The sequence below is a fragment of the Verminephrobacter aporrectodeae subsp. tuberculatae At4 genome (genome assembly GCF_000193225.1).
In the GTDB taxonomy this organism is placed as follows: Bacteria; Pseudomonadota; Gammaproteobacteria; order Burkholderiales; family Burkholderiaceae_C; genus Acidovorax; species Acidovorax aporrectodeae.
Genome location: NZ_AFAL01000416.1, coordinates 1 through 24,739 on the forward strand (window position 1 = coordinate 1; position 24,739 = coordinate 24,739).

Here is a 24,739-nt window from a genome sequence, read left to right on the forward strand (position 1 = left end):
CGCCGGTGCGCGCCGCATCACGCTGGCGAACCGCACGCTGGCCCGGGCCGAGGCCCTGGTGCAGGCGCACAGCGCGCTCGCTGCGCAACAGAAAACAGAGCTGAAAGCACAGACCCTGCTGCTGCCCGACGCCAGTTTCGACATCGTCATCAACGCCACCGCGAGCAGCCTCGCGGGCGCGGACGCGCCCGTTCCCGCGAGCGTTCTGCGCCCCGGCAGCCTGGCCTACGACATGATGTACGGCCCTGCCGCCCAGGGATTTCTGGACTGGGCAAGCCGCCATGGCGCGACGCCGCGCGACGGCCTGGGCATGCTGGTCGAGCAGGCCGCCGAAGCCTTTCTGCTCTGGCGCGGCGTGCGCCCGCCATCGGCCCGGGTGCTGGCCGAAATGCAGGCGCAGCCGGGATGAGCCCCAAGGCCCCGCAAGCCGCGTTGCGCTGGCTGGCGCTGGTGTTGTGCGCCGGCCTGGCGCTGCAGATTTTCTTTGTGGCGCGCATCGCGGCCATGGCCGTGATCGACCCCGAATCCACCACCTTCCAGCGCTCCGAAGCCTGGACGCAGATGGCCCGCAGCGGCCAGCTGCGCTGGCGCCAGCAGTGGGTGCCCTACGCCGAAATCTCCGAGCACCTCAAGCGCGCGGTGATCGCAGCCGAAGACGACGGCTTCGTGAACCACGAAGGGGTGGACTGGAACGCCATCGAAAAGGCCTGGGAACGCAACGCAAAGGCCCAGGCCCTGGCCGCCAGGGCCCAGAGTCGCGCCCCCGAGCATCCCCCGCACGCCCCCGGAACCCGCGGCGGCTCGACCATCACCCAGCAGTTGGCCAAGAACCTGCTGCTCTCGGGCGAACGCACCTGGTTGCGCAAGGGACAGGAGTACCTGCTGACGCTGCTGCTGGAGAGGCTGCTGACCAAGCAGCGCATCCTGGAAATCTACCTGAACAACGTGGAGTGGGGCGCAGGCGTATTCGGCGCGCAGGCCGCGGCGCAGCACTACTTTCGCAAAAACGCCAACCAGCTCGCCCCCGCCGAGGCCGCCCGCCTGGCCGTGATGCTGCCCGCACCCAGGCGCTTCGAGAAAACGCCGGGGTCGGCGTACCTGACCGGGCGGACACGGACGATTCTGGGCCGGATGGGCCATGCGCAGCTGCCCTGAAAGTCGCCAGAAATTCTCAAGGCGATAATCGCCGTTCTCATGCATCATCTCCCGGATCTCAGCCAAGTCGATCATGTCCGGAAAGATGGGCTGGGCCATGAGCAGTCGGCGGTGGGGCAGACCTCATCGCATGCATGTTTTTTGTCAACAGGGATGTAAGGTTTTCAGTGGAGCAAGATAAATGACGAACAATGCGATCAACACGCCTGATCAAGTACCCATGGGAAAAACAACCAAGGTCAGTTGTGATTACTTGAAGCTCGACCATGGAAATCCCCGCCTGGTGGCGATCAGTGCATGTCCGACGGATGAAAAAATCATTGCCCAACTCTATCGGGGTGAGGAACTGGAAGAACTTCTTCAGTCGATTGCAGCCAATGGTTATATCGATATTGAACCATTGATCGTTTGGCTGGATCCCTCTGATCAGAAATTTACGGTTCTTGAAGGCAATCGCAGGCTTGCAGCTATCCGCCTGTTTCGGGAGCCGGGCCTTGTCCAAGCAATCGCCAAGGATGGCCTGAAGATCAGCGTACCTGCGATCAGCGCAGACAAGATGGAATCGATCTCTGCGGTTTCGGTTTATAGTGTTCCTGACCGGGATGCGGCGCGGTCCTTTATCGGGTTCAAACACATCAATGGTGCAGCAAAATGGGAGTCATACGCGAAAGCCAAATTTGCTGCAGCGTGGTACAGATCCGGAAATACCACATTGGAAGAAATTGCCGGAAAGATCGGCGACAAACATGACACCATCAAGAGAATGGTGTCAGCCATCTACGTTCTGGAACAAGCAGAGCACGGGGGTATTTTCTCGCTATCCGATCGAAAAACCACAAAATTCAACTTCTCACACCTCTACACGGCACTTTCCAGAACGGATTACATGGACTATTTGGGATTGAAGACTGCATGGTCCCGCTACGATCCGCAAGAAAACCCTGTTCCAGCTGACAAACTGGACCGCCTTCGGAAGGTGTTGGTCTGGATATATGGATCCAAAGAGGATGACAAGGATTCGGTCATACAGTCACAAAACCCGGACCTCAAAAACCTGGGTGAAACACTCGCAAGTGCCGAAGGTCAGCATATGCTGCTTGCAGGCCGTCCGTTGGCGGAAGCATATGCAAGCACACGACCTGCCGATGAAGTCTTTTCGTCTGCACTCATTCGCGCCCGGAACATGCTGCGTGATGCGGCTAACAGCTTGCGCGGCTACGACGGGCGTGATCAGTCACTTTTGAATGTCGCGGACGATATTTTTGTAACCGCGAAGATCGTCCGCGATAAAATGAAAGAGGAATTCAATACTGCCATAGGAGGAAGTGAAAGTGGCGGTTGAACTGTACTTTCCGCACGATCAATTCGGTACAAAAAATCCGGATTTCGATTTAGCGGCAGATTATATGGAACTGACGGCTTTTTTTGATGATCAAGCTAGATCTTTCACCAAGGATCTGATCAACGCCTCAGAAATCGGGGCTGAAAGTGATTACAGGAATGTCAATGAAGAAATGATCAATCGAGAAGAGATCGTTTCCGGCGCTGTAAGGCGCATGGAAAAGAGACGTCAAGCGCTTGGCAATTCTTGGCCGTTTGCCTTGGATGAAAATGGCGATATACTGACTTTTACAGGTCAAGACCTTTCCTATGGGCAAACTGCGTATGTTCTTTCATTGGTCTTGTCCCACCTGAAGTCGGTCTCCGAAATTCTGTCCGGTTCCGCTGTCTACCCCACCGATCTGGAGATAAAGGCTCTGCGCAAGTATTTTCAGTATTTCGCGACCGCAGCGCTGGCCGCAGAGGTTCGGGGGCGTGCATGGTCTTTTGGGTATCCACGAATTGACAGAACAAGTTTTCAGAACAAACTGAAGCAGATATGGGATTTCTTTAATGATGGAATAATCCAAACTGCACCTGGTGCATCCAATAACCCAAAGGACGACCAGATCGATATTTTCGCAGCGCGCCTGCATGACGATGGGTTACCGGGATTTCTACTGGCTGCGGCACAGGTGGCTACCGGAAGAAACTGGAAAGAGAAGTCCATTCTAGGCCATCCTCTCGTGTTTCATAAGCGCTGGTTCAGTCAACAGCCTGTCACTAATATGATATGCTATCACATCATTCCGTTTGCTCGACCCGATGACGATTTCCGCGATGACTGCCTTACTCTTGGTAATGTTCTTCATCGCATTCGAGTGCCTCGTCGGGTAGCAGAAGCGGAAGAACTTTACCAAAATGGGTTGGCGATTGAAGCATTTGATCAACTTGCCCTTGCAGTGGATTGGATCAAGGCCTATGCAACACGGAGAGCAGTCGAGGCATGAGGCATCGTTTCCACGCCATCTGTCCTTATTTTGCAATGTTTCCCGAGGCATTCGTGGAAAAACATCTTGCGGCATCGCATTTTGACGGAGTGGTATTCGACCCTTTTTGCGGACGCGGCACGACCGTGTTCCAGGCGCTGTTGGACGGTCGGAAAGCAGCGGGTTGCGACCTGCACCCGGTGGCAGTCTGCATCACCAGTGCCAAATGCAATCCTCCCGACCGGAATAAAGTGCTTGCACGGATCAATGCATTGCAAGCCTTGATGACAAAGAAACCACCGCCCGCTCCAGGCGGCGACATGGCCGAGTTCTTTTCGGTGTGCTTTCACGTAGATACTTATGATGCGTTGCGCTTTCTGAGGAAAAATCTGGACTGGCGCAATAATGGCACAGATGGATTCATTGCCGCACTTTGCCTCGGGGCACTGCATGGCGAATCGCATCGGAGTCCGAATTACTTCAGCAACCGGATGCCGCGAACGATTAGTACAAAGCCTGCTTATTCAGTGCGCTGGTGGCACAAACATGGGTATGTCGCCCCGCAACGTGACGTTTTCGATATTCTGCGCAATATGACCGATTTCAGGTTCAGAACCCCGGCGCCAGATGGTCGAGGCGAAATCGTTGAATCGGATGCTCGGAAAGCAAAAACGGTTTTCCCACATCTTCAAGGCAAAGTGACGGATATCATTACTTCGCCTCCGTACCTCGATACTACGAATTATCAGGAGGACCAATGGTTACGCCTTTGGTTTTTGGGTGAAGATGCAAAGAGTTCATATGCCAGAGGCGACGGGCGGCATTATAACAAGGTGCTTTACTGGCACTTTCTGAAGGAAGCCTGGGAGGGGGTGGCTCCGCTTCTCGCGCCACAGGCAAGAATTGTCGTGCGGATCGGTGGGAGAAAACTCTCGAAGGACGAGATATTCTCCAACTTGCTCGAAAGCCTGACCGGGGCAACCGGCAGGAAGGTGGAGCCCACCGACGATGGAGTGACCTCTGCGGTCAGGAAAACCCAGGCAAACAGCTTCAGAGGTGCAAAAGCCTCGTCAAGCGTCGAACATGACTTTTGTTTCATCGTGAGCTGATCGGGCCGAATGGTGAAAGGGTGGTTATTCACTCACCAGAATTGCCCGGTTGATGCGACGGGGGCGCAGTTGCCCGCAACTCTGGATGCGTTTCAGACCATCCTTCCGGGGCGACGCCCCGGCAGAGTACGGCGCATGCCTGTCGCCCCGGTGGCAGCCCGGGCCTCAGCCCGGAATAAAAGCCCCGTGCAGGCCCAGCGGCAGTGCGTACGCAAGCGTGGCCTGCGCCACCGGTCCGGCAGCCAGGTGATCGGCCGCAAAGCAGGACAGCAGCGTCTTCTGCCTTCCGAAGTCGAACGCCGTGCCCAGCACCCAGCCCGGCCTTGTGCCGTCCGGAATGAAAACGTGCTCTTCCACGATGGCTTGCGCGCCGTAGCTGAAGCGCTGGCTGCGGCCGTTCTCGACATTCGTGCGCGCGACCGCGCCAAAGCCCGGCAGATCGGGCCGGACCTGCGTGGCATGCACCACATGGCGGTGGCGCAGGCCGACGCGGCGCGGATCGATGCGCGGAAACTCGGCTTCCAGCGGCAGCGTTTGCTGCGTGGCCTGGCCGGTACCGAGGTTCAGCGTCGCAATGCTCAGCTGCGGGCGGAGGTTTCTCACAAGGCGTGCGCGCATCACCTCGCGCAGGGTCGTGAACACCGGGTCGGCGTTGTCCGTGCGCGCGTAGTCCAGGTGAATGCGCGTGCCGCGCGGCGTGTCTTCTTCCCAGGCATTGCCGACGTGGAACAGGAAGCCCGCGGGCAACGCGAGCATCTGGCGCTTGTCCCAGTCGCGTTTCTCGACGACCAGTGCGCGCATGCCCAATTCGGGCCGCCAGACATGGGCGTCGAGAAAGCTCGCGCCCGCCTCCCTGCGTTTGCCGTCGTATACCAGGGGCGGCAGCAGGAACACCAGGTGCCGCTCGGTGACGGCGAAGTCGTGGACCATCGGCAGGTCGGCCACCGGAACCACGGCTGCGCGCCGCAGCCTGCCTTCGGGTGCGATCTCGTACAGCGCCAGCAGGCCATGCTGCTGACCGGAGCCGAGCCCGAAGTTCCACACCGTCCCGTCCGGGTCCACCTTGGGATGGGCCGAGAACGGCATTCCCGCGAGGTCGGTGCGCCAGGTCTTGGGACCCAGCGTGTCCAGCGTGCGCGCGTCGATGCGAGTGGCCGATCCGCCCTCCCAGAGCGCCAGCAGTTCGTCGCGCAGCGGCAGCACGCTGGTATTCGCCGCGTTCAGGCTGTCGGGCGACGTCGGCGGCTCGACGCCCGGCAGGATGCTGCCGAAGGCCTCGAACAGGCGACGGCCGGCGCGCAGTTCGGCCACGCGCTTGGGCGTGGCGACGTAGCGGCCCTGGTGCCGCACGTCGGTGCCGTCGATCACGAAGCGGTGCAGCATGCCGTCGCCGTCGAACCAGTGGTGGTAGCGCTCGCCGCCGAGGTCGTGGCCTGCCGGGCCGATGCGCAGCAGCGTGCCGGTCACGGCGTCGGGGAAGCGCCCGCGCACGCTGGCACGGGTCAGCGGCAGGTCGCCCGGGGGCGTCGCGTAGCCGGTTTTCCAGGGCACGGTGCTCGCCTCGAATAGGGCTTGCCAGTCGTCCGTGCTGGCGGCACGCGCCAGCGGCGCCAGCAGGGGCAGGGCGCCGGCCAGCAGGCGCAGGAGTTCGCGTCGTTCCATGTGGGTCTTTCAGTGCAGATGGATCACGGCCTGCAGGTCGGCTGCGTCGACGCGGATGGCTGCGGCGTCGAAGTCGGGCGCGCCGAACTTGCCCTTGGCATCGTTCGAGAAGCCGTAGCGCTCGGTCGGCAGGCCTATGAGGTTGGTGTCGAGCTTGCCGTTGCCGTTCTCGTCTGCGAACACGCGCAGCGCGTAGTGGCCGGGCGCGAGCCCCGGGAACACGAGGCGGGCCTTGCCATCGCGCATCGGCGCGGTTTGCACGGCCATCGGCTTGCCATCCGCGTAGCTCGCTGCATTGTTGTGCAAACTGGCATAGAGCGTGGCTTCGCCGGCCGGGCCATGCGCAATATCCAGGCTCAGGTCGGCGGCAAGGGTGCTGGCTGGTGCGAGGATGGCAATGCGGCACAGGGCGCGCATGGCCGGGCGGGACAGGAGAGAGGAAAGAAGGGGAAGATGCATGGTGATCGCCGGATGGGTGGAGACGGGAGGCCCGACGATCCCGCATGCGGCCAGCGCTGCCAAGCGCCATGCGATGAAATGCCGAATGCGGGCGCGAAATGCATGCTGCGGGCGCCCAAGCGTTCCGCCCTGATGGGAGCCGCCCAAAGCCACACCACATTTGCATCTCTGACGCATTGGCAAGTGGCTTGCGGCGGAGTGACGAAACTACAATGGGCTCCATCGTGACCGCACCGACCCATGCTCTGGCCTCCCCGGGCGCTGCGCGCGCCGCAGACGCCCCGTTCCATCCCCGGACCATCAAGAGTTTCGTGCGCCGCGCGGGCCGAGGCACCGCAGGCCAGGCCCGGGCCGTCGAAGAGCTGGGTCCCCGCTTCGTTCTGCCCTACGCCCCGGCCGCGCTCGACACCGTTGCCGCGTTTGGCCGCAGTGCCCCGCTGGTGCTGGAGATCGGTTTTGGCATGGGCGAGGCCACGGCGCATATCGCCGGCTTGCGCCCGGAAGATGATTTCCTGTGCTGCGAGGTGCATGAGCCCGGCGTGGGCGCGCTCCTCAAGCGCATGCGCGAGCAGCAGCTGACGAACATCCGCATCGTGCAGCACGACGCGGTCGAGGTCATCGGGCACATGCTGCCCGAGGGCTGCCTGGACGGCGTGCACATTTTCTTTCCCGATCCCTGGCACAAGAAGAAGCACCACAAGCGCCGCCTGATACAGCCGCCGCTCGTGGCCCGGCTCGTGGCCCGGATCAGACCCGGCGGCTACCTGCATTGCGCCACCGACTGGCAGTCCTACGCCGAGCAGATGCTGCAGGTGCTCGGCGCCGAGCCCCTGCTGCGCAACACGGCCGCCGGCTTTGCCCCCCGGCCCGACTACCGGCCCCGGACCAAATTCGAGCACCGGGGTCTGCGGCTTGGGCATGGCGTGTGGGATGTGTTGTTCGTGCGCCGCATTTGACACCGTGTGGCATTGACACCGTGCATTGACGCCATGTCATGCCCTCTGCTCCGCGACCATGAAGCCCATTCTCCGGAACTTGGTCGAAATGACCGGCCACCGCGACCATTTGCGCCTGGAGGTGTCGGTGCTGTCCACGCTGCAGCAGCTCAGCGGTGTCGTCGAGGTGCGCGCGCTGGAACTGTTCACCACGGCGGGAACGCCGCACGTGCGCCCGCGCACCTGGGTGGAGCAGGGTCGTCTGGTGTCCACCGACTCCGAGGCCGCCGCCGACCCCCGGCGCGAAGCCCTGGTGCATTACCCGGCCCTGCGCGCCTGCGTGGCAAACCGTGGCACCAGCGCCCTGGCGGCGGTACGCAAGGGCGGCCACACGCTGTGGCTGCCGGTATGGACGCAGGACCAGGTGAACACCTGCCTGGAGATCACGCAGTCGCAGCCGTTCTCGGCGCACAAGCTGAATGTCATCGAGGGCGTTTTTCAGGTCTATCAGAACTACCAGAGTCTGCTCGACTACAGCGAGCGCGACGCGCTCACCGGCCTGTTCAACCGCAAGACCTTTGACGAGCAGTTCTCGCGCCACGCGGTGCCCCGCCTGAGCTGCCGAACGATTGCGCAACCGCTTGCCGCGGACGAGGAGCCGGCCGCCGGTGAACCCGTGCAGCAATGGCTGGCCGTCGTGGACATCGACAACTTCAAGCAGGTGAATGATCACTTTGGCCACCTGTATGGCGACGAGGTGCTGATCCTGATCGCGAACATCCTGCGCAGCGCGTTCCGCAGCCACGACCGCATCTTCCGCTTTGGCGGCGAAGAGTTCGTGGTGCTGCTGCGCTCGACCACGCTGAACACGGCGCACAAGGTGTTCAACCGGTTGCGCACGAGCGTGCAGGAGTATCCGTTCCCGCAGGTTGGCCGGGTCACCGTGAGCCTGGGCTTCGTGGGCACCGTCAAGGGCTCGCCGGTGGAAATCCTGGGCCAGGCCGACCAGGCCCTCTACCACGCCAAGAAGCACGGCCGCAACCGGGTCTGCTTCTACGACGACCTCGTGGCCAGCGGCGAACTCGCGGCCAAGGTGGCGAACGACGACGTCGAGCTGTTCTGAGCGCAGCCGGCGAGCACCGCCGCGCGCTGCGCGTCAGAGTTGCTGCGCGACCCACCCCGCCACGGACGCCAGCGCCGCGGGCAGCTTGGCGGCATCGGTGCCACCGGCCATGGCCAGGTCGGGTTTGCCACCGCCCTTGCCACCGACCTGCCGGGCCACGAAATTCACCAGTTCGCCGGCCTGTATGCGGTCCAGGCTGTCCGCGGTGACGCCCGCGGCCAGTTGCACCCTGTTGCCGTCCACGGCGGCGAGCACGATGGCGGCGCTTTGGAGTTTGTTCCTGAGCTGGTCCAGGGTGTCGCGCAGGGTCTTGGCGTCGGCACCGGGCAGCGCCGCGGCCAGCACCTTGATTCCCTGCACGTCCACGGCCCGGGTCAGCAGCTCGTCGCCCTGGCTCGACGCGAGCCGGCCCTTGAGCGTGGCGACTTCCTTTTCCAGCGCGCGCGCGTTCTCCAGCGCCTGGCCGATGCGGCTGTTGAGTTCGGCCAGCGGCGCCTTCAGGGTGCTCGCGGCTTGGTGCGCGGTGTCTTCGAGCTGCTGCAGGTAGGCCAGCGCGTTGGCGCCGGTCACGGCCTCGATGCGGCGCACGCCCGCGGCCACGCCGCCTTCGGCGAGCACCTTGAACAGGCCGATGTCGCCGGTGCGCTGCACGTGCGTGCCGCCGCACAGTTCGCGGCTGTTGCCGATGTCGAGAACGCGCACGCTGTCGCCGTATTTTTCGCCGAAGAGCATCACGGCGCCGGTCTTCTGCGCCGACTCGATGTCCATCACGCGGACCTGCGTGGGCTGGTTGGCCAGGATTTCCGCGTTCACCAGGCGCTCGATTTCGCGCAGCTCGGCGCTGCTCACGGCTGCGTTGTGCGCGAAGTCGAAGCGCATGCGCTCGGCGTTCACCAAGCTGCCCTTTTGCTGCACATGGCTGCCGAGCACCTCGCGCAGCGCCTTGTGCATGAGGTGCGTCGCCGAGTGGTTGCGCGCGGTGGCGGCGCGCATGGCGTCGTTCACCTGGGCCTGCACGGTGTCGCCCACGTTCAGCGTGCCCGCTTCGAGCGTTCCGTGGTGGCCGTAGACATCGGCCCGGATCTTGAGCGTGTTGCCCACGGCAAAGCGCGCCGCTGCGCTGCTGATCAGGCCCGCGTCACCGACCTGACCGCCGCTTTCGGCGTAGAACGGGGTGCCGTCGAGCACCAGCACGCCATCCTGGCCCGCGCCCAGCGCTGCGCTGCTGCCTCCGTCCACATAGATGGCGAGGATTCTTGCGCTCTGCGCCAAGTGCTCGTAGCCATTGAAATGGTTTGCTGCGCCGCTGTATTCGAGCGCCCGCTCCTGCTTGAATTTGCCGGTGGCGCGGGCCTGGGTTTTTTGCCTTTCCATGGCCCGTTCAAAGCCGGCCGCGTCAACCTCGACGCCGCGCTCGCGGCACACGTCGGCGGACAGGTCGAGGGGAAAGCCGTAGGTGTCGTGCAGCTTGAACGCCAGGTCGCCGGGCAGCAGCCGGGCGCCGCCCGCGAGCGCCGCGTCCAGGATTTCCATGCCGTTCGCCAGGGTCTCGAAGAAGCGCTCTTCCTCGGCCTTGAGCACCGCGGTGATGCGCTGCTGCTGCGCGCGCAGCGCGGGGTAGGCGTCACCCATCAGGCGCACCAGGTCGGCCACGAGCCGGTGCAGGAAGGGCGTTTTGCGGCCCAGCTTGTAGCCGTGGCGGATCGCGCGGCGCAGGATGCGGCGCTGCACGTAGCCGCGGCCCTCGTTTCCCGGGAGCACGCCGTCGCTCACCAGGAAGGCGCTGGCGCGGATGTGGTCGGCGATCACGCGCAGGCTCTTGTGGCCCAGGTCCTTCTCGCCCGTCTCGCGCGCCGCGGCCGCGATGAGCGCCTGAAACAGGTCGATCTCGTAGTTGCTGTGCACCTGCTGCATGATGGCCGCGAGGCGCTCCAGACCCATTCCGGTGTCCACGCAGGGTGCGGGCAGCGCAGTGACCGAGCCGTCCTCGGCCATGTCGAACTGCATGAACACGTTGTTCCAGATCTCGATGAAGCGGTCGCCGTCTCCCCGGGGCTTCCCGGGGGCCGCCCGGGACCCCGGGGCCATGGTCGTAGAAGATTTCCGAGCAGGGCCCGCAGGGGCCGGTGTCGGCCATCATCCAGAAGTTGTCCGACTTGTAGCGTCCGCCCTTGTTGTCGCCGATGCGGATCACGCGCTCGGGCGGCAGGCCGATTTCCCGGGTCCAGATGGCGTAGGCCTCGTCGTCCTCGTGGTACACCGTGGCCAGCAGGCGCTCGGCGGGCAGTTTGTAGACCTCGGTCAGCAGTTCCCAGGCCCAGCGCAGCGACTCGCGCTTGAAGTAGTCGCCAAAGCTCCAGTTGCCGAGCATTTCAAAAAAGGTGTGGTGGCGCGCGGTGTAACCCACGTTCTCCAGGTCGTTGTGCTTGCCGCCGGCGCGCAGGCAGGCCTGCACGGACACCGCCCGCTTGTAGGGGCGCCGGTCGTTGCCCAGAAACACGTCCTTGAACTGCACCATGCCCGAGTTGGTGAACATCAGCGTCGGGTCGTTGCCCGGAACCAGCGGGCTCGAGGCCACCACGGTGTGGCCCTTGGCGACGAAGAAGTCCAGAAAGCTCTTGCGGATGTCCGCAACCGAAATCGAAGGCGTGGCGTTTGTCATGGGCAGGAGGGGCCGGGGGTCTGCGCTGCGGCCCGGTTCGGTTGCGCAAAGCCTTGGATTCTATCGGGGCGGACCCTGCGCGCGGGAACGCGAGTCCCCGAAGACGCGCAGCAGATCAGGGCGATTGGGAAGTCTGTGGGCCATTGCGCGGCCCCAAGAAAAAAGGACCTGGCCCCTTGGGGGAGCCAGGTCCTTCGGTTCTGGTGCGGCTGGCAGGAATCGAACCCACGACCCCTTGGTTCGTAGCCAAGTACTCTATCCAGCTGAGCTACAGCCGCGAAGCCGCGAATTCTAGCATGCTTTCCCGCCCTGGAAAGTCTGCGCAACGAATGGATCAGCGTGCGTGGCGCTTGCGGGCGTCATGCGCCGGCCTGGCGCCGCCCACTGTCTTGGCAAAACCGGGCTTGCGCGGTGCAAAGTTGCCGCGCGGTGCGCCCGCGTCGCCGTGGGGCGCGAAACTGCCGCGCCCGGGGGGGCCGCCAAGGCCCGGCTTGCGCTCATGGCCGTGTTGCGGAGCAGATCCATGGGCGTGGCGGTCGGCAAAATGGCCCCGGTCCGGTCCCCCGAACTTGCGCTCGCGGCGATCCCGCTCCGGGCCGCCACTACCACCCGGGCGACCGCGGCCGGCAAAGTCCCTTCCCCGGGGGGCTGCCTGGGGGCTGCGCTGCGCGGGTTCCATTCCGGGAATCACTTCGGCCTTGAATTGTTGGCGGCTGTACGACTCGATATCGTAGATCTTGCGGCGATCGCGGAACTCGGCAAAGGTGACGGCCAGACCATCGCGGCCGGCACGGCCGGTGCGGCCAATGCGGTGGGTGTAGTCCTCCGCCTTCATGGGCAGGCCGAAGTTGAACACGTGGGTGATCGTGGGCACGTCGATACCGCGCGCGGCCACGTCGGTCGCCACCAGAATCTGCACCTGCCCGGCACGCAGCGCCGTCAGGCGGCGGTTGCGCAGGCTCTGGCCCAGCGCGCCGTGCAGCGCCACGGCCGAGAAGCCTGCCTGCTGCAAATCGTTGGCCAGCGCGTCGCACTCCACCTGGGTGCTGGCGAACACGATGGCTTGGTTGATCGTGGTATCGCGCAGCCAGTGGTCGAGCAACTTGCGCTTGTGCTGGGCGTTGTCGGCCCAGTACAGCATTTGCTGGATGTTGGCGTGCTTTTCCTGTGGGGAATCGATGGTCAGCTTCTGCACGGACGAGCCGCCGTCGTGCATCACGCGCAGCGCCAGCTGCTGGATGCGCGGCGCGAATGTGGCGCTGAACATCATGGTCTGCTTGCGCTCGCTGGTGAGTTGGTTCAGTTCGGCCAGATCGTCCGAGAAACCCAGGTCGAGCATGCGGTCGGCTTCGTCGACGACCAGGAATTGCACTTGATCGAGCTTGATCCGCATCGAGCGCTGCAGGTCCAGCAGACGCCCCGGGGTTGCCACCACGAGGTTGGCGTTCTGCAGCCTGGCGATCTGCATCTGGTAGGGCATTCCGCCCACCACATTCGCCACGCGCAGGCCGCGGCAATGCTTGACGAGGTCGATGGCGTCGTGCGCAACCTGCTGGGCCAGTTCGCGGGTCGGGCACAGGATCAGGGCACCGGGCGTGGCGGCCTTGAGGTTGCGTGCGCTGCCGGGGTCCCGGCGCTTGGCGCGCTTGGGAGCAGGCGTGTCGCAGGCAGCGGTTTCCGCCTGCGCTTGTTGCTGGATCAGCGTGTGCAAAACGGGCAGCAGAAAGGCCGCGGTCTTGCCACTGCCCGTCTGGCTGGAGACCATCAGGTCGATGAACTGCCCGGAGTCGGCGCCTGCGCCCATCGCCAGGGGAATGGCCTTGCACTGCACGGCGGTGGGCCGGGTGTAGCCCAGGTCGGCAACGGCCTGCACCAGTTCGGGCGCCAGGCCCAGTTCCACAAAGCCATTGGGCTCGGCGGGTACCGCGTGGGCTGCGGATGGAGCCGCGTCGGCGGTGGCGGGGGGCTGCACGCAGGGATCGGCAGCAAAGGCGGGCTGCGCAGGCGCGAACTCGCCCTGCAGCAAGGAGCTATCAGTCATGATTTTTCTCTTTCGAGGCCCCTGCAGGCTGCGCCTGCGATGGGGGCTTCGTTGATGGTTAAAAAACATCAACCATCAAACGAGACCTGCATACGCGCTCCGAGGCGCTTGAGCGGGTGGGCGTCTTTTTGCTGGTCCTGCACTGTCGCAGACAGTCGGCTGGCAAGCCCGGGTGTGTGAGGGGAGATGCACAATCCGCGCGGCAAGGGGGTTGAGGTTCCCCCGTGGTTTCCGCGCAGACGGGGATTCTCGCATGAATGGGGGTTTTCCCGCAAGGTCCGTTACACGGGCCGCCCTGCGGGTCAGAGCGCCAGCAAATGCGCGCGGTAGTGCGCCAGTTCGTCGATGGACTCGTGCACGTCGGCCAGCGCGGTGTGCCTGCGGGTCTTCTTGAAGCTGGTATACGCCTGGGGCTTCCAGCGCTTGGCCAGTTCCTTCAAGGTGCTGACGTCAACGTTGCGGTAGTGAAAAAAGCGTTCGAGATCGGGCATGTAGCGCACCAGAAAGCGCCGGTCCTGGCCGATGCTGTTGCCGCACATGGGCGCCGCGCCCTTGGGCACGTACCGGCTCAGGAAGGCGATGATCTGCCGCTCGGCTTCCTCCTCCGTGACGGTCGATGCCTTCACCTTGTCGATCAAGCCACTGCGGCCGTGGGTACCCTGGTTCCATGCGTCCATCCTGTCGAGCAGTGCGTCCGGCTGGTGGATGGCGAACACCGGCCCTTCGATGCGGGGCTCCAGGCCGGGGCCGGTGACGACGACGGCAATCTCCAGCAAACGGTCCGTCTCGGGCTCCAGACCGGTCATTTCGCAGTCCAGCCAGACCAGGTTCTGCGCGGATTGGGCCAGTGCGGGAGGGTTTGGGCTGTTGGCTTGCGACATGGCGCGCATTCTCGCCGATGGCCTAAACTCGCCGCATATGCCGCCCCCGCCCCCGGAAGACTTTTCCCCCGCCACGCTGCTGACGCTGGTCTTTGCCGCCGCGCTGGTGCTCGGTCTGGCGCTCAAATTCTGGCTGGCAACGCGCCAGGTGCGGCATGTGGCGCGCCACCGCGCCGCGGTTCCCGCCCCGTTTGCCAAGCGCATGGCGCTGGCTGCGCACCAGAAGGCAGCGGACTACACCCTTGCCAAGGTGCGCCTGGGAATGCTGGACATGGTGGTGGGCAGCGCCGTGCTGCTGGGCTGGACCTTGCTGGGCGGCCTGGACGCGCTGAACCAGGCCCTGCGCGCCACGCTGGGCGGCGGAATGCAGCAGCAACTGGCGTTGCTCGTGGCCTTTGCTGCGATCGGCGGCCTCATCGACCTGCCGTTGTCGCTGTACCAGACCTTCGTGGTCGAAGAGCGCTTTGGTTTCAACAAGATGACGCTGCGCCTGTGGCTCGCGGACGCGCTCAAGGGCCTGCTGCTCGCCGCGCTCATCGGCCTGCCCGTCGCGGCGCTGATCCTGTGGCTCATGGGCGCTGCGGGCCGGCTGTGGTGGCTCTGGGCCTGGGGTTTGTGGATGGGTTTGAACCTGTTGCTGATGTGGCTCTACCCGACCTTCATCGCCCCGCTGTTCAATACCTTCCAGCGCCTCGAAGACGCAGCGCTCGAGGCCCGCGTGAGCGCGCTGATGCAGCGCTGCGGTTTTTCGGTCAAGGGCCTGTTCGTGATGGATGGCAGCCGCCGCAGCGCCCATGCGAACGCCTACTTCACGGGCTTGGGCGCCGCCAAGCGCGTGGTGTTCTACGACACGCTGCTGCGCCAGTTGGCGCCGGGCGAGGTGGAGGCGGTGCTGGCGCATGAACTCGGGCACTTCCGGCACCGCCACGTCATCCGGCGCAGCGCGACCCTGTTCGCGCTGAGCCTGGCGGGCTTTGCGCTCCTGGGCTGGCTGTCCACCCGGGCGTGGTTTTACGCGGGCCTGGGCGTGCAGCCGAATGTCCCGCTGGACCCGGCGCTGGCCGCAGCGCCGAACGACGCACTGGCCCTGCTGCTGTTCGTGCTCGCGGCGCCGGTGTTCGTGTTCTTCGTCGCGCCGCTGTTCTCGCAGCAGTCGCGCCGCCATGAATTCCAGGCCGACGCGTACGCCGTGGCGCAGGCCAGCGGCGCCGACCTGGCCTCGGCGCTGCTCAGGCTCTACGAAGACAACGCCTCCACGCTGACCCCGGACCCGGTGTACGCGAAGTTCTACTACTCGCATCCGCCCGCCGCCGAAAGGCTGGCGCGCATGCCTGCCCCGGCCCATCCATGACCAGCATGCTGAAGAAAAAAGACCGGGCGGCGCACGCGCGCCGTGCGCTGACGGCGGCCGAAGTCGTCGCCCACTTGGCCCGGCTCGAGGGCTGGGGCCTGAGCGGCGATGGAGAGCGTGTGGCCATCGAGAAGAGCTACCACTTCGCCAACTACTACGAAACCATCTCGTTCGTGAACGCCCTGGCCTTCATTGCCAACGCGCAGGACCACCACCCCGACCTGGCGGTGCACTACAACCGCTGCGTGGTCCGCCTGAACACGCACGACGTGAAAGGCATCTCCTCGACCGATTTCGAGTGCGCCGCCCGGTTCGACGCCCTCGTTGCGTGAACGCATGGCCGCACACCATGGCTGAGCGCAGCGCCCTCATGGAAGGCACCGTGGTGGCCAGCCATGGGCGCCACTGCATGGTGGAAACCCCCGACGGCGAGCGCCGCATCTGCCACCCGCGCGGCAAGAAAAGCCAGGCCGTCGTCGGCGACCACGTGCTGTGGTTGCCTTCCCCGCCCGGCCAGGGTGAGGAAGGCAGCATCGAGAAAGTCCTGCAGCGCAACAACCTCTTCTACCGGCAGGACGAGGTGCGCACCAAATCGTTTGCGGCCAATCTCGACCAGGTGCTGATCCTGATTGCCGCCGAACCGGTGTTTTCAGAAAGCCAGCTCGCCCGCGCCCTGATCGCCGCGGAAGCCGAGGGCATCGCGCCGCTGATTGCGCTCAACAAGAGCGATCTGGTCGAACCCTTCGCCCGTGCGTGGGAGCGGCTCGTGCCTTACCGCCGCATGGGCTGCGGCAAGCGCTACGGCGTGCTGCCGCTTTCGCTGGAGTGCCCCAGCGACCTGGACCGCGCCCTGCTGCTCGAGCACCTGCAGGGCAAGACCACGCTGGTGCTGGGCCCCTCCGGATCGGGCAAGAGCACCTTGATCAATCTGCTGGTTCCGGGCGCCGCAGCGCCCACCGGCGAAATATCCCAGGCGCTGAATTCCGGCCGGCACACCACCACCAGCACCCACTGGTACTGGATGGACGCATTGCGCACCAGCGCGCTCATCGACTCGCCGGGTTTCCAGGAGTTTGGCCTGCAGCACATCGCACCCATGCAGTTGGCGGCCTGCATGCCCGACATCGCCGAGCACGCCGGCGGCTGCAAGTTCTACAACTGCACGCACCTGCACGAGCCCGGTTGCGGCGTGCTGGACGCCGTCAAGAAGCCGACTGGCGAAGGGGAAGAAATAAGCGCCAGTCGCTACAAGATTTATAGTGACCTGTTCGATGAACTGAGCCATGCGCGCTACTGACCCTCTGCCCAGTGGGCGCGATCGGGTTGCAACGCGCCAGGCCGCGGATGCTGCGCAAGGGGAGCGTGGACTGCCCGCTTGAACACACAGCCTGCGCGGCCCTGGGTTCAGGCGGTGGCTGAAGAACCCGTGTGCACCCTGCGGCGTCAAGAACGAACGCCGGGCTACCGCGCCCCCGACAAGAACCCAGGTGATCCATGACATGACCTACGACCCACAACGCGCTCTGGAGTTGCTGCGGATCGGCTCGGGCCGCGCCGACGCCAGCTTCCGCGAAGGCCAGGAAGATGCGATTCGCCGCATCGTCGATGGACGTGCTCGCCTGCTGGTCGTTCAAAAGACGGGCTGGGGCAAGAGCTTCGTCTACTTCATCGCGACGAAACTGCTGCGCGACGGTGGCAATGGCCCTGCGCTGCTGATTTCGCCACTGCTGGCGCTGATGCGCAACCAGATCGCCGCAGCACAGCGCATGGGCGTTCGCGCTGCCGCGATCCACTCCGGCAACAAGGACGACTGGCCCCAAGTCGAGGCCAAGCTGGCCCGTGGCGAGATCGACATCCTTCTGATTTCCCCCGAACGCCTGGCGAACGAGCACTTTCGCACGCAGGTGCTTGCCGGCATCGCCGCGCAGATTTCGCTGCTGGTCATCGACGAGGCGCATTGCATCTCCGACTGGGGCCATGACTTCCGCCCCCACTATCGGTTGCTGGAACGCATGGTGAAAACGCTGCCGCCCAACCTGCGACTCCTCGCCACCACAGCGACGGCGAACCAGCGCGTGATGGATGACCTGGTCGCCGTGCTCGGTCCCAACCTGGACGTCTCGCGCGGCGACCTGAATCGGACGTCCCTTTTCCTGCAAACCATCCGCCTGCGCAGCCAGGCAGAGCGCCTTGCCTGGCTGGCAGAGCAACTCGCCACGCTGCAAGGCCACGGCATCATTTACACGCTGACGGTGCGCGACGCCAACCAGGTCGCCGGCTGGCTCAAGAACCGGGGCTTCCACGTCGAGGCCTACACGGGCGAAACGGGCGCGCGCCGGGAAGCGCTGGAGCAGGCTCTTCTCAGCAACGGGGTCAAGGCGCTGGTCGCAACGACGGCCTTGGGCATGGGCTACGACAAGCCCGATCTGGCCTTCGTCATCCATTACCAAATGCCAGGCTCCGTCGTCGCGTACTACCAGCAGGTCGGCCGGGCCGGGCGCGCGCTGGACTCTGCCTACGGTGTGCTGCTCAGCGGGCAGGAAGAGTCGGACATCACCGATTGGTTCATCCGCAGCGCCTTCCCGACCCGCCAGGAGGTCGCCGACGTCTTGGGTGCACTGGAGGAGGAAGAAAACGGCCTGTCCGTCCTCGAACTGCTCGGGCGCGTGAATCTGAGCCGGGGGCGCGTCGACAAGACGATCGCGCTGCTCTCCCTCGAAGCGCCTGCGCCCATTGCCAAACAGGGCCGCAAGTGGCAGCTCACGGCAGCCCCACTGAGCGAGGGGTTCTGGGAACGCGCCAAACGACTCACGGACTTGCGGCGCGAAGAACACCGGCAGATGCAGGATTACGTCAGCCTGCCCTTTGGGGAGCACATGGGCTTCCTGATGGGCGCACTCGACGGTGATCGACGTGTTGTCACGCAGCCTGCGCTTGCCCCGCTGCCAACCACGGTGGATGCGACCTTGGTTCGGGACGCCATCGCGTTTCTGCGGCGTACCAGCCTGCCCATCGAACCCCGCAAGAGGTGGCCGGTTGGGGGAATGCCCCGGTACGGCGTCAAGGGACGCATTGCTGCAGACCACCAGGCGCAGCCCGGAAGGGCCCTGTGCGTATGGGGAGACGCCGGTTGGGGCGGCCTGATCCGGCAAGGCAAGTACGACGACGGCCAATTTTCCGATGACCTGGTGGGGGCGTGCGTGGAAATGGTGCGCGCATGGAAGCCCCAGCCTGAACCGACCTGGGTGACCTGCGTTCCATCGCTGCGCCATCCCGATCTGGTCCCGCATTTTGCGCGGCGCCTGGCGGCGGCTCTGGGTCTGCCATTGCATAGGATCATTGCGAAAACTGACGCCAGACCCGAACAGAAAACGATGGCAAACAGTACGCAACAGGCGCGCAATATCGACGGCTCGCTCGCACTCAACGGCGAGCCGGTGCCCGATGGGCCGGTGCTCCTGGTGGACGACATGGTGGACTCCCGTTGGACGCTGACCGTGGCCGCATGGCTGCTGCGCGAGGGCGCAAGCGGTGTCGTCTGGCCCGTGGCACTCGCGCAAACGGGCCCAACGGAGCCAGACGAATGACCCCCACCCTGTCCCCCAACGCCCGGGCGATCCTGCTGCTGACGGCGCCGTTGATCGCTGGACGGGGCGCTTCGTCATCGGAACTCCTCTCGCCCGGTGAATACAAGCGCCTTGCCCGCCACCTGCGGGAGATGCAGCGCCAGCCTGCAGACCTCGTGTCGCCAGATGCGGCCGACCTTCTGCGCGCCTGCCAGCCCGTGATTGACGAAGCCCGGCTGCAGCGCTTGCTCGGGCGTGGCTTCCTGCTGAGCCAAGCCATCGAGCGCTGGCAAGCGCGCGCCATCTGGGTGGTCAGCCGTGCTGACGCCGAGTACCCCCGCCGCTTGAAGGCGCGCCTGCGCGAAGACGCCCCGGCAGTGATCTACGGTTGCGGCGACATGGGTTTGCTGGAGTCGGGGGGCCTCGCCGTCGTGGGGTCCCGCGACGTGGACGATGCGTTGATCGACTACGCGATGGCTGTTGGCCGGTTGGCGGCCCGGGCCGGACGAACGCTCGTGTCGGGTGGCGCCAAGGGCACCGACCAGGCAGCGATGCACGCTGCGCTCGAGGCGGGCGGCAAGGTCAGTGGCGTCCTCGCGGACAGCCTGGAAAAGACGAGCATGAACCGCGTGCAGCGCAACCTGCTGCTCGATGGCCAACTGGTGCTGATTTCGCCCTACGACCCGAGCGCCGGGTTCAACGTCGGCAACGCCATGCAGCGCAACAAGCTGATCCATGCGTTGGCCGATGCGTCCCTGGTCGTCAGTTCCGATCTCGGCAAGGGCGGAACCTGGGCCGGTGCCATCGAGCAACTCGACAAGCTCAAATTCGTCCCCGTGTACGTGCGCTCCACGGGCGAGTCGTCTGCCGGTCTCGACGCCCTGCGCGGCAAGGGGGCGATCCTCTGGCCGAATCCGCAAGACGCGGACGCGTTGGAAAGGGTGTTCGGTGTCGCTGCGCCCGTTGCATCAGGCCTTGCACTGCTTTCCGGAGACCGGCCCTCGGAAGCCGCGCCAATAGCCGCGCTAATACTGCCAGAGGTTGCGCAGCCACCACCGGCGGCACAAGCACCGGGCGAGTCCGTTGCGCTGGCACCAGAACCCAGGCCATCGGTGGCAAAGACGGCATCAACACCTGCAGACACGTTGTTTGCGACGGTCCGGGAAGTGATCCCGCCGCTTCTGCAGGCCCCGATGAAGGACGCCGAGGTCGCCGCTGCGCTGAGCGTGTCCACCGCGCAGGCCAAGGCATGGCTACAGCGCCTCGTCGGCGAGGGCGTGATCGAGAAGCGCAAGAAGCCAGCGGGCTACGTCGTCAAGCAGTCCAGCCTGTTCGAGTGATCCATGTGGTCCTGCTGGTGGGCGCGAGCCGTGGAGGCAAGACCCATCTGCTGCGCGCGCTGGGCTCGGACTACACGACCACCGGCTCCGGCTCCAGCCGAATGCCGAAGCGTTCGTATACGCTGGACTGTATGGCCTTGGCGAGGGTCATGACCTCGCCGCCTGTCACGCTGTCGCCGCAGCGTCCCCGGTTTACCAGCACCAGGGCCTGCTTCTCGTAGACGCCCGCTTTGCCGATCGATTTGCCTCTCCAGCCGCAGGCGTCGATCAGCCAGCCGGCTGCCAGCTTGACGTTGCCGTCGGGCATGGGGTAGTGCACGATCCCGGGGTCGCGCGCGATGATGTCCGCGCACTGGTCGGGCGATACCGTGGGGTTTTTGAAGAAGCTGCCGGCGTTGCCGAGCACCGCCGGGTCGGGCAGCTTGGCGCGGCGGATGGCGCAGACCCAGTCGAAGATCTGCTGGGCGCCGGGGTGCTCGACCCCGGTCTCGGCGCGGCGCCGCTCCAGGTCCAGATAGCCCAGTTCGGGCTTCCAGGGCCTGGGCAGCCGCAGGCGCACATGGGTGATCGCGGCCCGGCCCGCGAGCCCCATGCCGCGCGGCAGGCCCCCTGTGGTCCGGGCGTTCGGGGGGGCGGCGTGCCGGAAGACCGAATCCCGGTAGCCAAAGCCGCATTGCGCCGCGTCCAGCGTGAAAGTCCGGCCCGTGGCGAGGTCAACGGCGTCCAGCGATTCGAAGCGCTCCTGCAGTTCCACGCCGTAGGCGCCAAGGTTCTGCACCGGTGCGGCGCCCACGGTGCCCGGGATCAGCGCCAGGTTCTCCAGCCCCGCAAAGCCCTGCGCCAATGTCCAGGTGACACAGCCGTGCCAGGTCTCGCCGGCGCCGGCCTGCACGATCCAGGCCCTGGGGGTTTCTTCCAGCAGGCGCAGGCCCTTGATCTCCATTTTCAGCACCACCGGCTTTACGTCGCCGGTGAGGATGACGTTGCTGCCACCGCCGAGCACGAATTTCGGCGCGGCTGCCAGTTCGGGGTCGGCCAGCATGGCCTGCACGTCGGCCACGCCGTGCACCCGCACCACGGTCTGCGCGCGCGCGGCGATGCCAAAGCTGTTCCAGGGCTGCAAAGAGACGTTTTTCTCGACTAACATCGGCCCGATTCTCGCACCGGGTTCTTGGGTCCCTCCAGGTTTCCTGTCTGCCCCCTGCGAGTTGTTCCCGTCCCTGCGATCGAGATTCACCATGCCCTCTTTTGACACTGTTTGCGAAGCCAACCTGGTCGAGGTAAAGAATGCCGTCGAGAACACCGCCAAGGAAATTGCCACCCGTTTCGACTTCAAGGGCACTTCGGCGAGCATAGAGATCCGGGAGCGGGAGATCACGCTGATCGGCGACGCCGACTTCCAACTCACCCAGATCGAGGACGTGTTGCGCAACAAGCTCACCAAGCGTGGCGTGGACGTGCGCTTTCTGGACCTGGGCGATGTCCAGAAGGTGGGCGGCGACAAGGTGAAACGCGTCGTCAAGGTGCGCAACGGCATCGAGAGCGAGTTGGCCAAAAAAATCCAGAAGCTGCTCAAGGAGAGCAAGCTCAAAGTCCAGGGCGCGATCCAGGAAGAAAAACTGCGCGTGAGCGGCGCCAAGCGCGACGATCTGCAGGCCGCCATGGCGCTGATCCGCAAGGATGTGGCCGACGTGCCGCTGTCGTTCGATAATTTTCGTGATTGAAATATCCCCCCATGACAAAACTCCGGCGCCTGCTGCCGGCTGCCCTGGCAGCTTGGTGCGCGCTCTGGCTGCTGCCGGCGCAGGCGCAGGCGCAGTCGGTCGCCCTCGCGGGCCTGCTCGGCAGCAAGGTCCTGCTGGTGGTGGACGCGAACCCGCCGCGTGCCATGGGCGTGGGGGACGAATACCTGGGGGTGAAGGTGATTGCCGTCACCCGGGAGGGAGCGATCGTCGAAACCAATGGCACGCGGAGCACCTTGCAGTTCGGCGAAGTGCCGGTGAGCGTCGGCAAGCGCGGCGGCAGCGGCAAGCGCATCACGCTCGTGGCCGATGGCCGCGGGCATTTCATGAACAGTGGAAGCATCAATGGGCAGGCGATGCAATTCATGGTGGATACCGGGGCAACCACCGTCTCCATCGGACGCCCGGACGCGGACCGCATGGGTCTGAAATACCAAGGCGGCCAGTCCATGCGGGTGAGCACCGCGAATGGCGTGGGGCAGGGCTGGCGCATGCGGCTCGATTCGGTGCGCATCGGTGATGTCGAGGTGTTCGGCATCGATGCCATCATCACCGCAGAACCCATGCCCTATGTGTTGCTGGGAAACAGCTTTCTGAACGAGTTTCACATGTCCCGCATCAACGAGCTGATGGTGCTGGAAAAACGCAACTGAGGTCCGCAATGTCCGCAATGCCCGCCCGTCCCGGTTCTCCTCCAAGCCCGTCCCCGCAGGACGAGTACGAGGACCTGCTGAGCCTGTGGTCCGACCTGGAGTCGGCGCTGTCGGTGCTGCTCGCGCAGCCGCTGCGGGTGCAGGACTTCCCGTTGAAGCTGCGGCAGTTCGACGCTTGGCTGCAGGACCTGGTCGAGCACGACATCGACGCCGCGCTATACCTGATGTTCCAGTTGGCGTCCACGTCCACCGTCGGCTACAGCGCCTCGCACGCGCTGGTCTGCGGCACCCTGTGCCACATCATGGCGCCGAGCTGCAGATTTCCCCCGGCGAGCGCGACAGCCTGGTGTACGCCGCGCTCACCATGAACATCGGCATGACCGACCTGCAGAACGAGCTGGCGCAGCAGCGCGAGCGCCCGAGTACGGCGCAGCGGGAGGCGATCGAGGGCCATCCGGACGCGAGCCGGGCGCTGCTCGAACGGCTGCACATCAGCGACGCGCTGTGGCTGAACGTCGTGGGACAGCACCACGCCAGTGTCGCCGACCGGGTGGCGCTGGCCCGGCAGAAACCCGAAGACCGCCTGACCCGCATCCTGGGGACCATCGACCGCTACGCGGCCATGATCAGCCCGCGCAAGTCGCGCCCCGGGCGCAGCGTCACCGACTCGGTGCGCGCCATCGCGGGGCAGGATGTCGATCCGCGCGACGAGGTGAGCCATACCCTGGTGCACTCCATCGGGCTCTGCCCTCCGGGGACCTTCGTCAAGCTGGACAACGGCGATACGGCGATCGTTCTGCGCCGCAGCGATACGACCAACCACCCGCTGGTCGCCAGCCTGCTGGACAGCAGCGGGACCCACTATGGCGAGCCCAGCCTGTACCAGACCGAGGACGGGAAACCGCGCATCCAGTCCGCGCTGGCACGCTCCGCCGTGGACCTGGAACTCGACCACCGCACCATGGTGCGCCTGGGCCTGTACGCGGCCCGCAACAGCGCCGGGCTGCGCGGGCTGATCACGGTGCCCGGCTCGCTCTGGCGGCGCGGCCGGTTTGACGCGCCGCGGCCCTAACCGGAGCGGTGCTCCCCCGGTTCCGGCTTTCTGCTGCCCAGCCGGGATTCCCGGCCTTCGATCATCCGCCGGATGTTTGGCGCGTGGCGCCAAGCGAGCAGCAGGGCCATGGCCCCGATGGCAGCGGCGATCGGCTCCTGAGCCTGCCACACCACGCCATCGACCAGCAGGTAGTACACCGGGGCAAACGCCGCGGCAACGAGCGAGGCCAGCGACGAGTAACGAAAGAAGACCGCGATCACGATCCATGTGGCGGCGCTGGCCAGGCCGAGCCAGACGTTGATTCCCAAAAGCACGCCCAGCGCGGTGGCCACGCCCTTGCCGCCCTCGAAACGGAAGAACACGGGCCACAGATGTCCCAGGAACGCCGCGATGGCGACCAGGGCTACCGTGCCGTCGTGCAGACCATGCGGGGCGCCAAACCACAGCACCAGGGCCACGGGCAGCCAGCCTTTCACGGTGTCGAACAGCAGCGTCACGATGGCCGCGGCCCGGCTGCCGGAACGCAGCACGTTCGTCGCGCCGGGGTTCTTGCTGCCATAGGTGCGCGGATCGCTCAGGCCCATGGCGCGCGTCACGATGACGGCGAACGACAGCGAGCCCAGCAGGTACGCGGCCACGGCGGCAAGAAGGGGATACAAGACGGTCAAGACAACTCCTCGGGGTGCGTGCAGCGACC

General features: G+C 65.0%; 19 protein-coding genes, 1 tRNA gene and 3 pseudogenes. 15 read left to right on the forward strand and 8 right to left on the reverse strand.

The window, feature by feature from the left end:
- From aroE to VTU_RS0112630, 5 genes and pseudogenes are all read left to right on the forward strand, one after another.
- Nucleotides 1–409 (forward strand): annotated as a pseudogene (gene aroE / locus VTU_RS0112610) (shikimate dehydrogenase); the annotation flags it as partial.
- Nucleotides 406–1,155: a monofunctional biosynthetic peptidoglycan transglycosylase gene (mtgA, locus tag VTU_RS0112615; protein ID WP_010104683.1), complete on the forward strand. Its 750-nt coding sequence runs from the start codon at nt 406–408 to the stop codon at nt 1,153–1,155. The pseudogene aroE and the gene mtgA, both read left to right, overlap by 4 nt.
- Before the next feature lie 181 nt (nt 1,156–1,336).
- Nucleotides 1,337–2,497, forward strand: a complete 1,161-nt coding sequence (locus tag VTU_RS0112620; protein ID WP_040892766.1) for a ParB/Srx family N-terminal domain-containing protein — start codon at nt 1,337–1,339, stop codon at nt 2,495–2,497.
- The gene (locus VTU_RS32760; protein WP_138927876.1) at nt 2,487–3,485 is read left to right on the forward strand and encodes a hypothetical protein; all 999 of its coding nucleotides are present in this window, start codon (nt 2,487–2,489) and stop codon (nt 3,483–3,485) included. The genes VTU_RS0112620 and VTU_RS32760 overlap by 11 nt, the downstream gene beginning before the upstream one ends.
- Nucleotides 3,482–4,573, forward strand: a complete 1,092-nt coding sequence (locus VTU_RS0112630; protein WP_029554359.1) for a DNA methyltransferase — start codon at nt 3,482–3,484, stop codon at nt 4,571–4,573. Before VTU_RS32760 ends, VTU_RS0112630 begins: the two co-directional genes overlap by 4 nt.
- A 165-nt stretch (nt 4,574–4,738) precedes the next feature.
- Here VTU_RS0112630 and VTU_RS0112635 read toward each other — a convergent pair whose 3' ends face one another.
- Both VTU_RS0112635 and VTU_RS0112640 read right to left on the reverse strand, forming a co-directional pair.
- On the reverse strand, nt 4,739–6,235 hold the full coding sequence (locus VTU_RS0112635) for a carotenoid oxygenase family protein (RefSeq protein WP_010104686.1): 1,497 nt from the start codon (nt 6,233–6,235) through the stop codon (nt 4,739–4,741).
- A gap of 9 nt (nt 6,236–6,244) precedes the next feature.
- Nucleotides 6,245–6,694, reverse strand: coding sequence for a DUF2141 domain-containing protein (locus tag VTU_RS0112640; RefSeq protein WP_029554360.1), 450 nt, complete (start codon nt 6,692–6,694; stop codon nt 6,245–6,247).
- 212 nt (nt 6,695–6,906) lie between these two features.
- Between VTU_RS0112640 and trmB the strand changes: the two genes are divergently transcribed.
- Entirely contained in the window at nt 6,907–7,650 is a 744-nt protein-coding gene (gene trmB / locus VTU_RS0112645) for a tRNA (guanosine(46)-N7)-methyltransferase TrmB (protein WP_010104690.1), read from the forward strand.
- A gap of 58 nt (nt 7,651–7,708) precedes the next feature.
- Nucleotides 7,709–8,752 carry a GGDEF domain-containing protein gene (locus VTU_RS0112650; RefSeq protein ID WP_010104691.1) on the forward strand — a complete coding sequence of 348 codons (1,044 nt, stop codon included), beginning with the start codon at nt 7,709–7,711 and terminating at the stop codon, nt 8,750–8,752.
- A gap of 33 nt (nt 8,753–8,785) precedes the next feature.
- Here the strand turns inward: VTU_RS0112650 and alaS are convergent.
- The 4 genes and pseudogenes from alaS to orn form a co-directional block, all read right to left on the reverse strand.
- Nucleotides 8,786–11,414, reverse strand: a pseudogene (gene alaS, locus VTU_RS27115) (alanine--tRNA ligase).
- A 201-nt stretch (nt 11,415–11,615) separates the two neighbouring features.
- Nucleotides 11,616–11,692 (reverse strand) — tRNA-Arg (locus tag VTU_RS0112660).
- 56 nt (nt 11,693–11,748) lie between these two features.
- Nucleotides 11,749–13,455, reverse strand: coding sequence for a DEAD/DEAH box helicase (locus tag VTU_RS0112665; RefSeq protein WP_029554362.1), 1,707 nt, complete (start codon nt 13,453–13,455; stop codon nt 11,749–11,751).
- A 302-nt stretch (nt 13,456–13,757) separates the two neighbouring features.
- Nucleotides 13,758–14,336 carry an oligoribonuclease gene (orn, locus tag VTU_RS0112670; protein WP_010104693.1) on the reverse strand — a complete coding sequence of 193 codons (579 nt, stop codon included), beginning with the start codon at nt 14,334–14,336 and terminating at the stop codon, nt 13,758–13,760.
- A gap of 37 nt (nt 14,337–14,373) precedes the next feature.
- Here orn and VTU_RS0112675 point away from each other — a divergent pair, with 37 nt between their 5' ends.
- From VTU_RS0112675 to VTU_RS0112695, 5 genes are all read left to right on the forward strand, one after another.
- Nucleotides 14,374–15,687 (forward strand): M48 family metallopeptidase, encoded by a 1,314-nt coding sequence (locus tag VTU_RS0112675; protein WP_029554363.1) that lies wholly within the window; start codon nt 14,374–14,376, stop codon nt 15,685–15,687.
- Nucleotides 15,684–16,019, forward strand: a complete 336-nt coding sequence (locus VTU_RS0112680; protein WP_010104700.1) for a 4a-hydroxytetrahydrobiopterin dehydratase — start codon at nt 15,684–15,686, stop codon at nt 16,017–16,019. The genes VTU_RS0112675 and VTU_RS0112680 overlap by 4 nt, the downstream gene beginning before the upstream one ends.
- 17 nt (nt 16,020–16,036) lie before the next feature.
- Nucleotides 16,037–16,984 carry a ribosome small subunit-dependent GTPase A gene (gene rsgA / locus VTU_RS0112685; RefSeq protein ID WP_010104701.1) on the forward strand — a complete coding sequence of 316 codons (948 nt, stop codon included), beginning with the start codon at nt 16,037–16,039 and terminating at the stop codon, nt 16,982–16,984.
- A gap of 202 nt (nt 16,985–17,186) precedes the next feature.
- Nucleotides 17,187–19,274 carry a RecQ family ATP-dependent DNA helicase gene (locus VTU_RS0112690; RefSeq protein WP_010104702.1) on the forward strand — a complete coding sequence of 696 codons (2,088 nt, stop codon included), beginning with the start codon at nt 17,187–17,189 and terminating at the stop codon, nt 19,272–19,274.
- Complete coding sequence (locus VTU_RS0112695) at nt 19,271–20,593, forward strand: DNA-processing protein DprA (RefSeq protein WP_010104703.1); 1,323 nt, start codon at nt 19,271–19,273, stop codon at nt 20,591–20,593. The genes VTU_RS0112690 and VTU_RS0112695 overlap by 4 nt, the downstream gene beginning before the upstream one ends.
- Before the next feature lie 70 nt (nt 20,594–20,663).
- Here the strand turns inward: VTU_RS0112695 and murB are convergent, their stop codons facing one another.
- Complete coding sequence (murB, locus tag VTU_RS0112700; RefSeq protein WP_010104704.1) at nt 20,664–21,740, reverse strand: UDP-N-acetylmuramate dehydrogenase; 1,077 nt, start codon at nt 21,738–21,740, stop codon at nt 20,664–20,666.
- Nucleotides 21,741–21,831: 91 nt separating this feature from the next.
- On the opposite strand from murB, the gene VTU_RS0112705 reads away from it, so the two are divergent.
- The 3 genes and pseudogenes from VTU_RS0112705 to VTU_RS27120 all read left to right on the forward strand — a co-directional run bounded on the left by VTU_RS0112705 (nt 21,832) and on the right by VTU_RS27120 (nt 24,060).
- Nucleotides 21,832–22,317: a YajQ family cyclic di-GMP-binding protein gene (locus VTU_RS0112705; RefSeq protein WP_010104706.1), complete on the forward strand. Its 486-nt coding sequence runs from the start codon at nt 21,832–21,834 to the stop codon at nt 22,315–22,317.
- A gap of 11 nt (nt 22,318–22,328) precedes the next feature.
- On the forward strand, nt 22,329–22,988 hold the full coding sequence (locus VTU_RS0112710) for a retropepsin-like aspartic protease family protein (RefSeq protein WP_010104708.1): 660 nt from the start codon (nt 22,329–22,331) through the stop codon (nt 22,986–22,988).
- 8 nt (nt 22,989–22,996) lie between these two features.
- Nucleotides 22,997–24,060 (forward strand): annotated as a pseudogene (locus tag VTU_RS27120) (HD-GYP domain-containing protein).
- Here the strand turns inward: VTU_RS27120 and plsY are convergent.
- Nucleotides 24,057–24,710, reverse strand: a complete 654-nt coding sequence (gene plsY, locus VTU_RS0112720; protein WP_010104710.1) for a glycerol-3-phosphate 1-O-acyltransferase PlsY — start codon at nt 24,708–24,710, stop codon at nt 24,057–24,059. The pseudogene VTU_RS27120 and the gene plsY overlap by 4 nt on opposite strands.
- Between the last annotated feature and the right edge of the window lie 29 nt (nt 24,711–24,739).

Bases quoted from the DNA above. Each gene is read 5' to 3' on its own strand.
- mtgA (WP_010104683.1), top strand. From the start codon at position 406: ATGAGCCCCAAGGCCCCGCAAGCCGCGTTGCGCTGGCTGGCGCTGGTG.
- VTU_RS0112620 (WP_040892766.1), top strand. From the start codon at position 1,337: ATGACGAACAATGCGATCAACACGCCTGATCAAGTACCCATGGGAAAA.
- VTU_RS0112630 (WP_029554359.1), top strand. From the start codon at position 3,482: ATGAGGCATCGTTTCCACGCCATCTGTCCTTATTTTGCAATGTTTCCC.
- VTU_RS0112635 (WP_010104686.1), bottom strand. From the start codon at position 6,235: ATGGAACGACGCGAACTCCTGCGCCTGCTGGCCGGCGCCCTGCCCCTG.
- VTU_RS0112640 (WP_029554360.1), bottom strand. From the start codon at position 6,694: ATGCATCTTCCCCTTCTTTCCTCTCTCCTGTCCCGCCCGGCCATGCGC.
- trmB (WP_010104690.1), top strand. From the start codon at position 6,907: ATGGGCTCCATCGTGACCGCACCGACCCATGCTCTGGCCTCCCCGGGC.
- VTU_RS0112650 (WP_010104691.1), top strand. From the start codon at position 7,709: ATGAAGCCCATTCTCCGGAACTTGGTCGAAATGACCGGCCACCGCGAC.
- VTU_RS0112665 (WP_029554362.1), bottom strand. From the start codon at position 13,455: ATGACTGATAGCTCCTTGCTGCAGGGCGAGTTCGCGCCTGCGCAGCCC.
- orn (WP_010104693.1), bottom strand. From the start codon at position 14,336: ATGTCGCAAGCCAACAGCCCAAACCCTCCCGCACTGGCCCAATCCGCG.
- VTU_RS0112675 (WP_029554363.1), top strand. From the start codon at position 14,374: ATGCCGCCCCCGCCCCCGGAAGACTTTTCCCCCGCCACGCTGCTGACG.
- VTU_RS0112680 (WP_010104700.1), top strand. From the start codon at position 15,684: ATGACCAGCATGCTGAAGAAAAAAGACCGGGCGGCGCACGCGCGCCGT.
- rsgA (WP_010104701.1), top strand. From the start codon at position 16,037: ATGGCTGAGCGCAGCGCCCTCATGGAAGGCACCGTGGTGGCCAGCCAT.
- VTU_RS0112690 (WP_010104702.1), top strand. From the start codon at position 17,187: ATGACCTACGACCCACAACGCGCTCTGGAGTTGCTGCGGATCGGCTCG.
- VTU_RS0112695 (WP_010104703.1), top strand. From the start codon at position 19,271: ATGACCCCCACCCTGTCCCCCAACGCCCGGGCGATCCTGCTGCTGACG.
- murB (WP_010104704.1), bottom strand. From the start codon at position 21,740: ATGTTAGTCGAGAAAAACGTCTCTTTGCAGCCCTGGAACAGCTTTGGC.
- VTU_RS0112705 (WP_010104706.1), top strand. From the start codon at position 21,832: ATGCCCTCTTTTGACACTGTTTGCGAAGCCAACCTGGTCGAGGTAAAG.
- VTU_RS0112710 (WP_010104708.1), top strand. From the start codon at position 22,329: ATGACAAAACTCCGGCGCCTGCTGCCGGCTGCCCTGGCAGCTTGGTGC.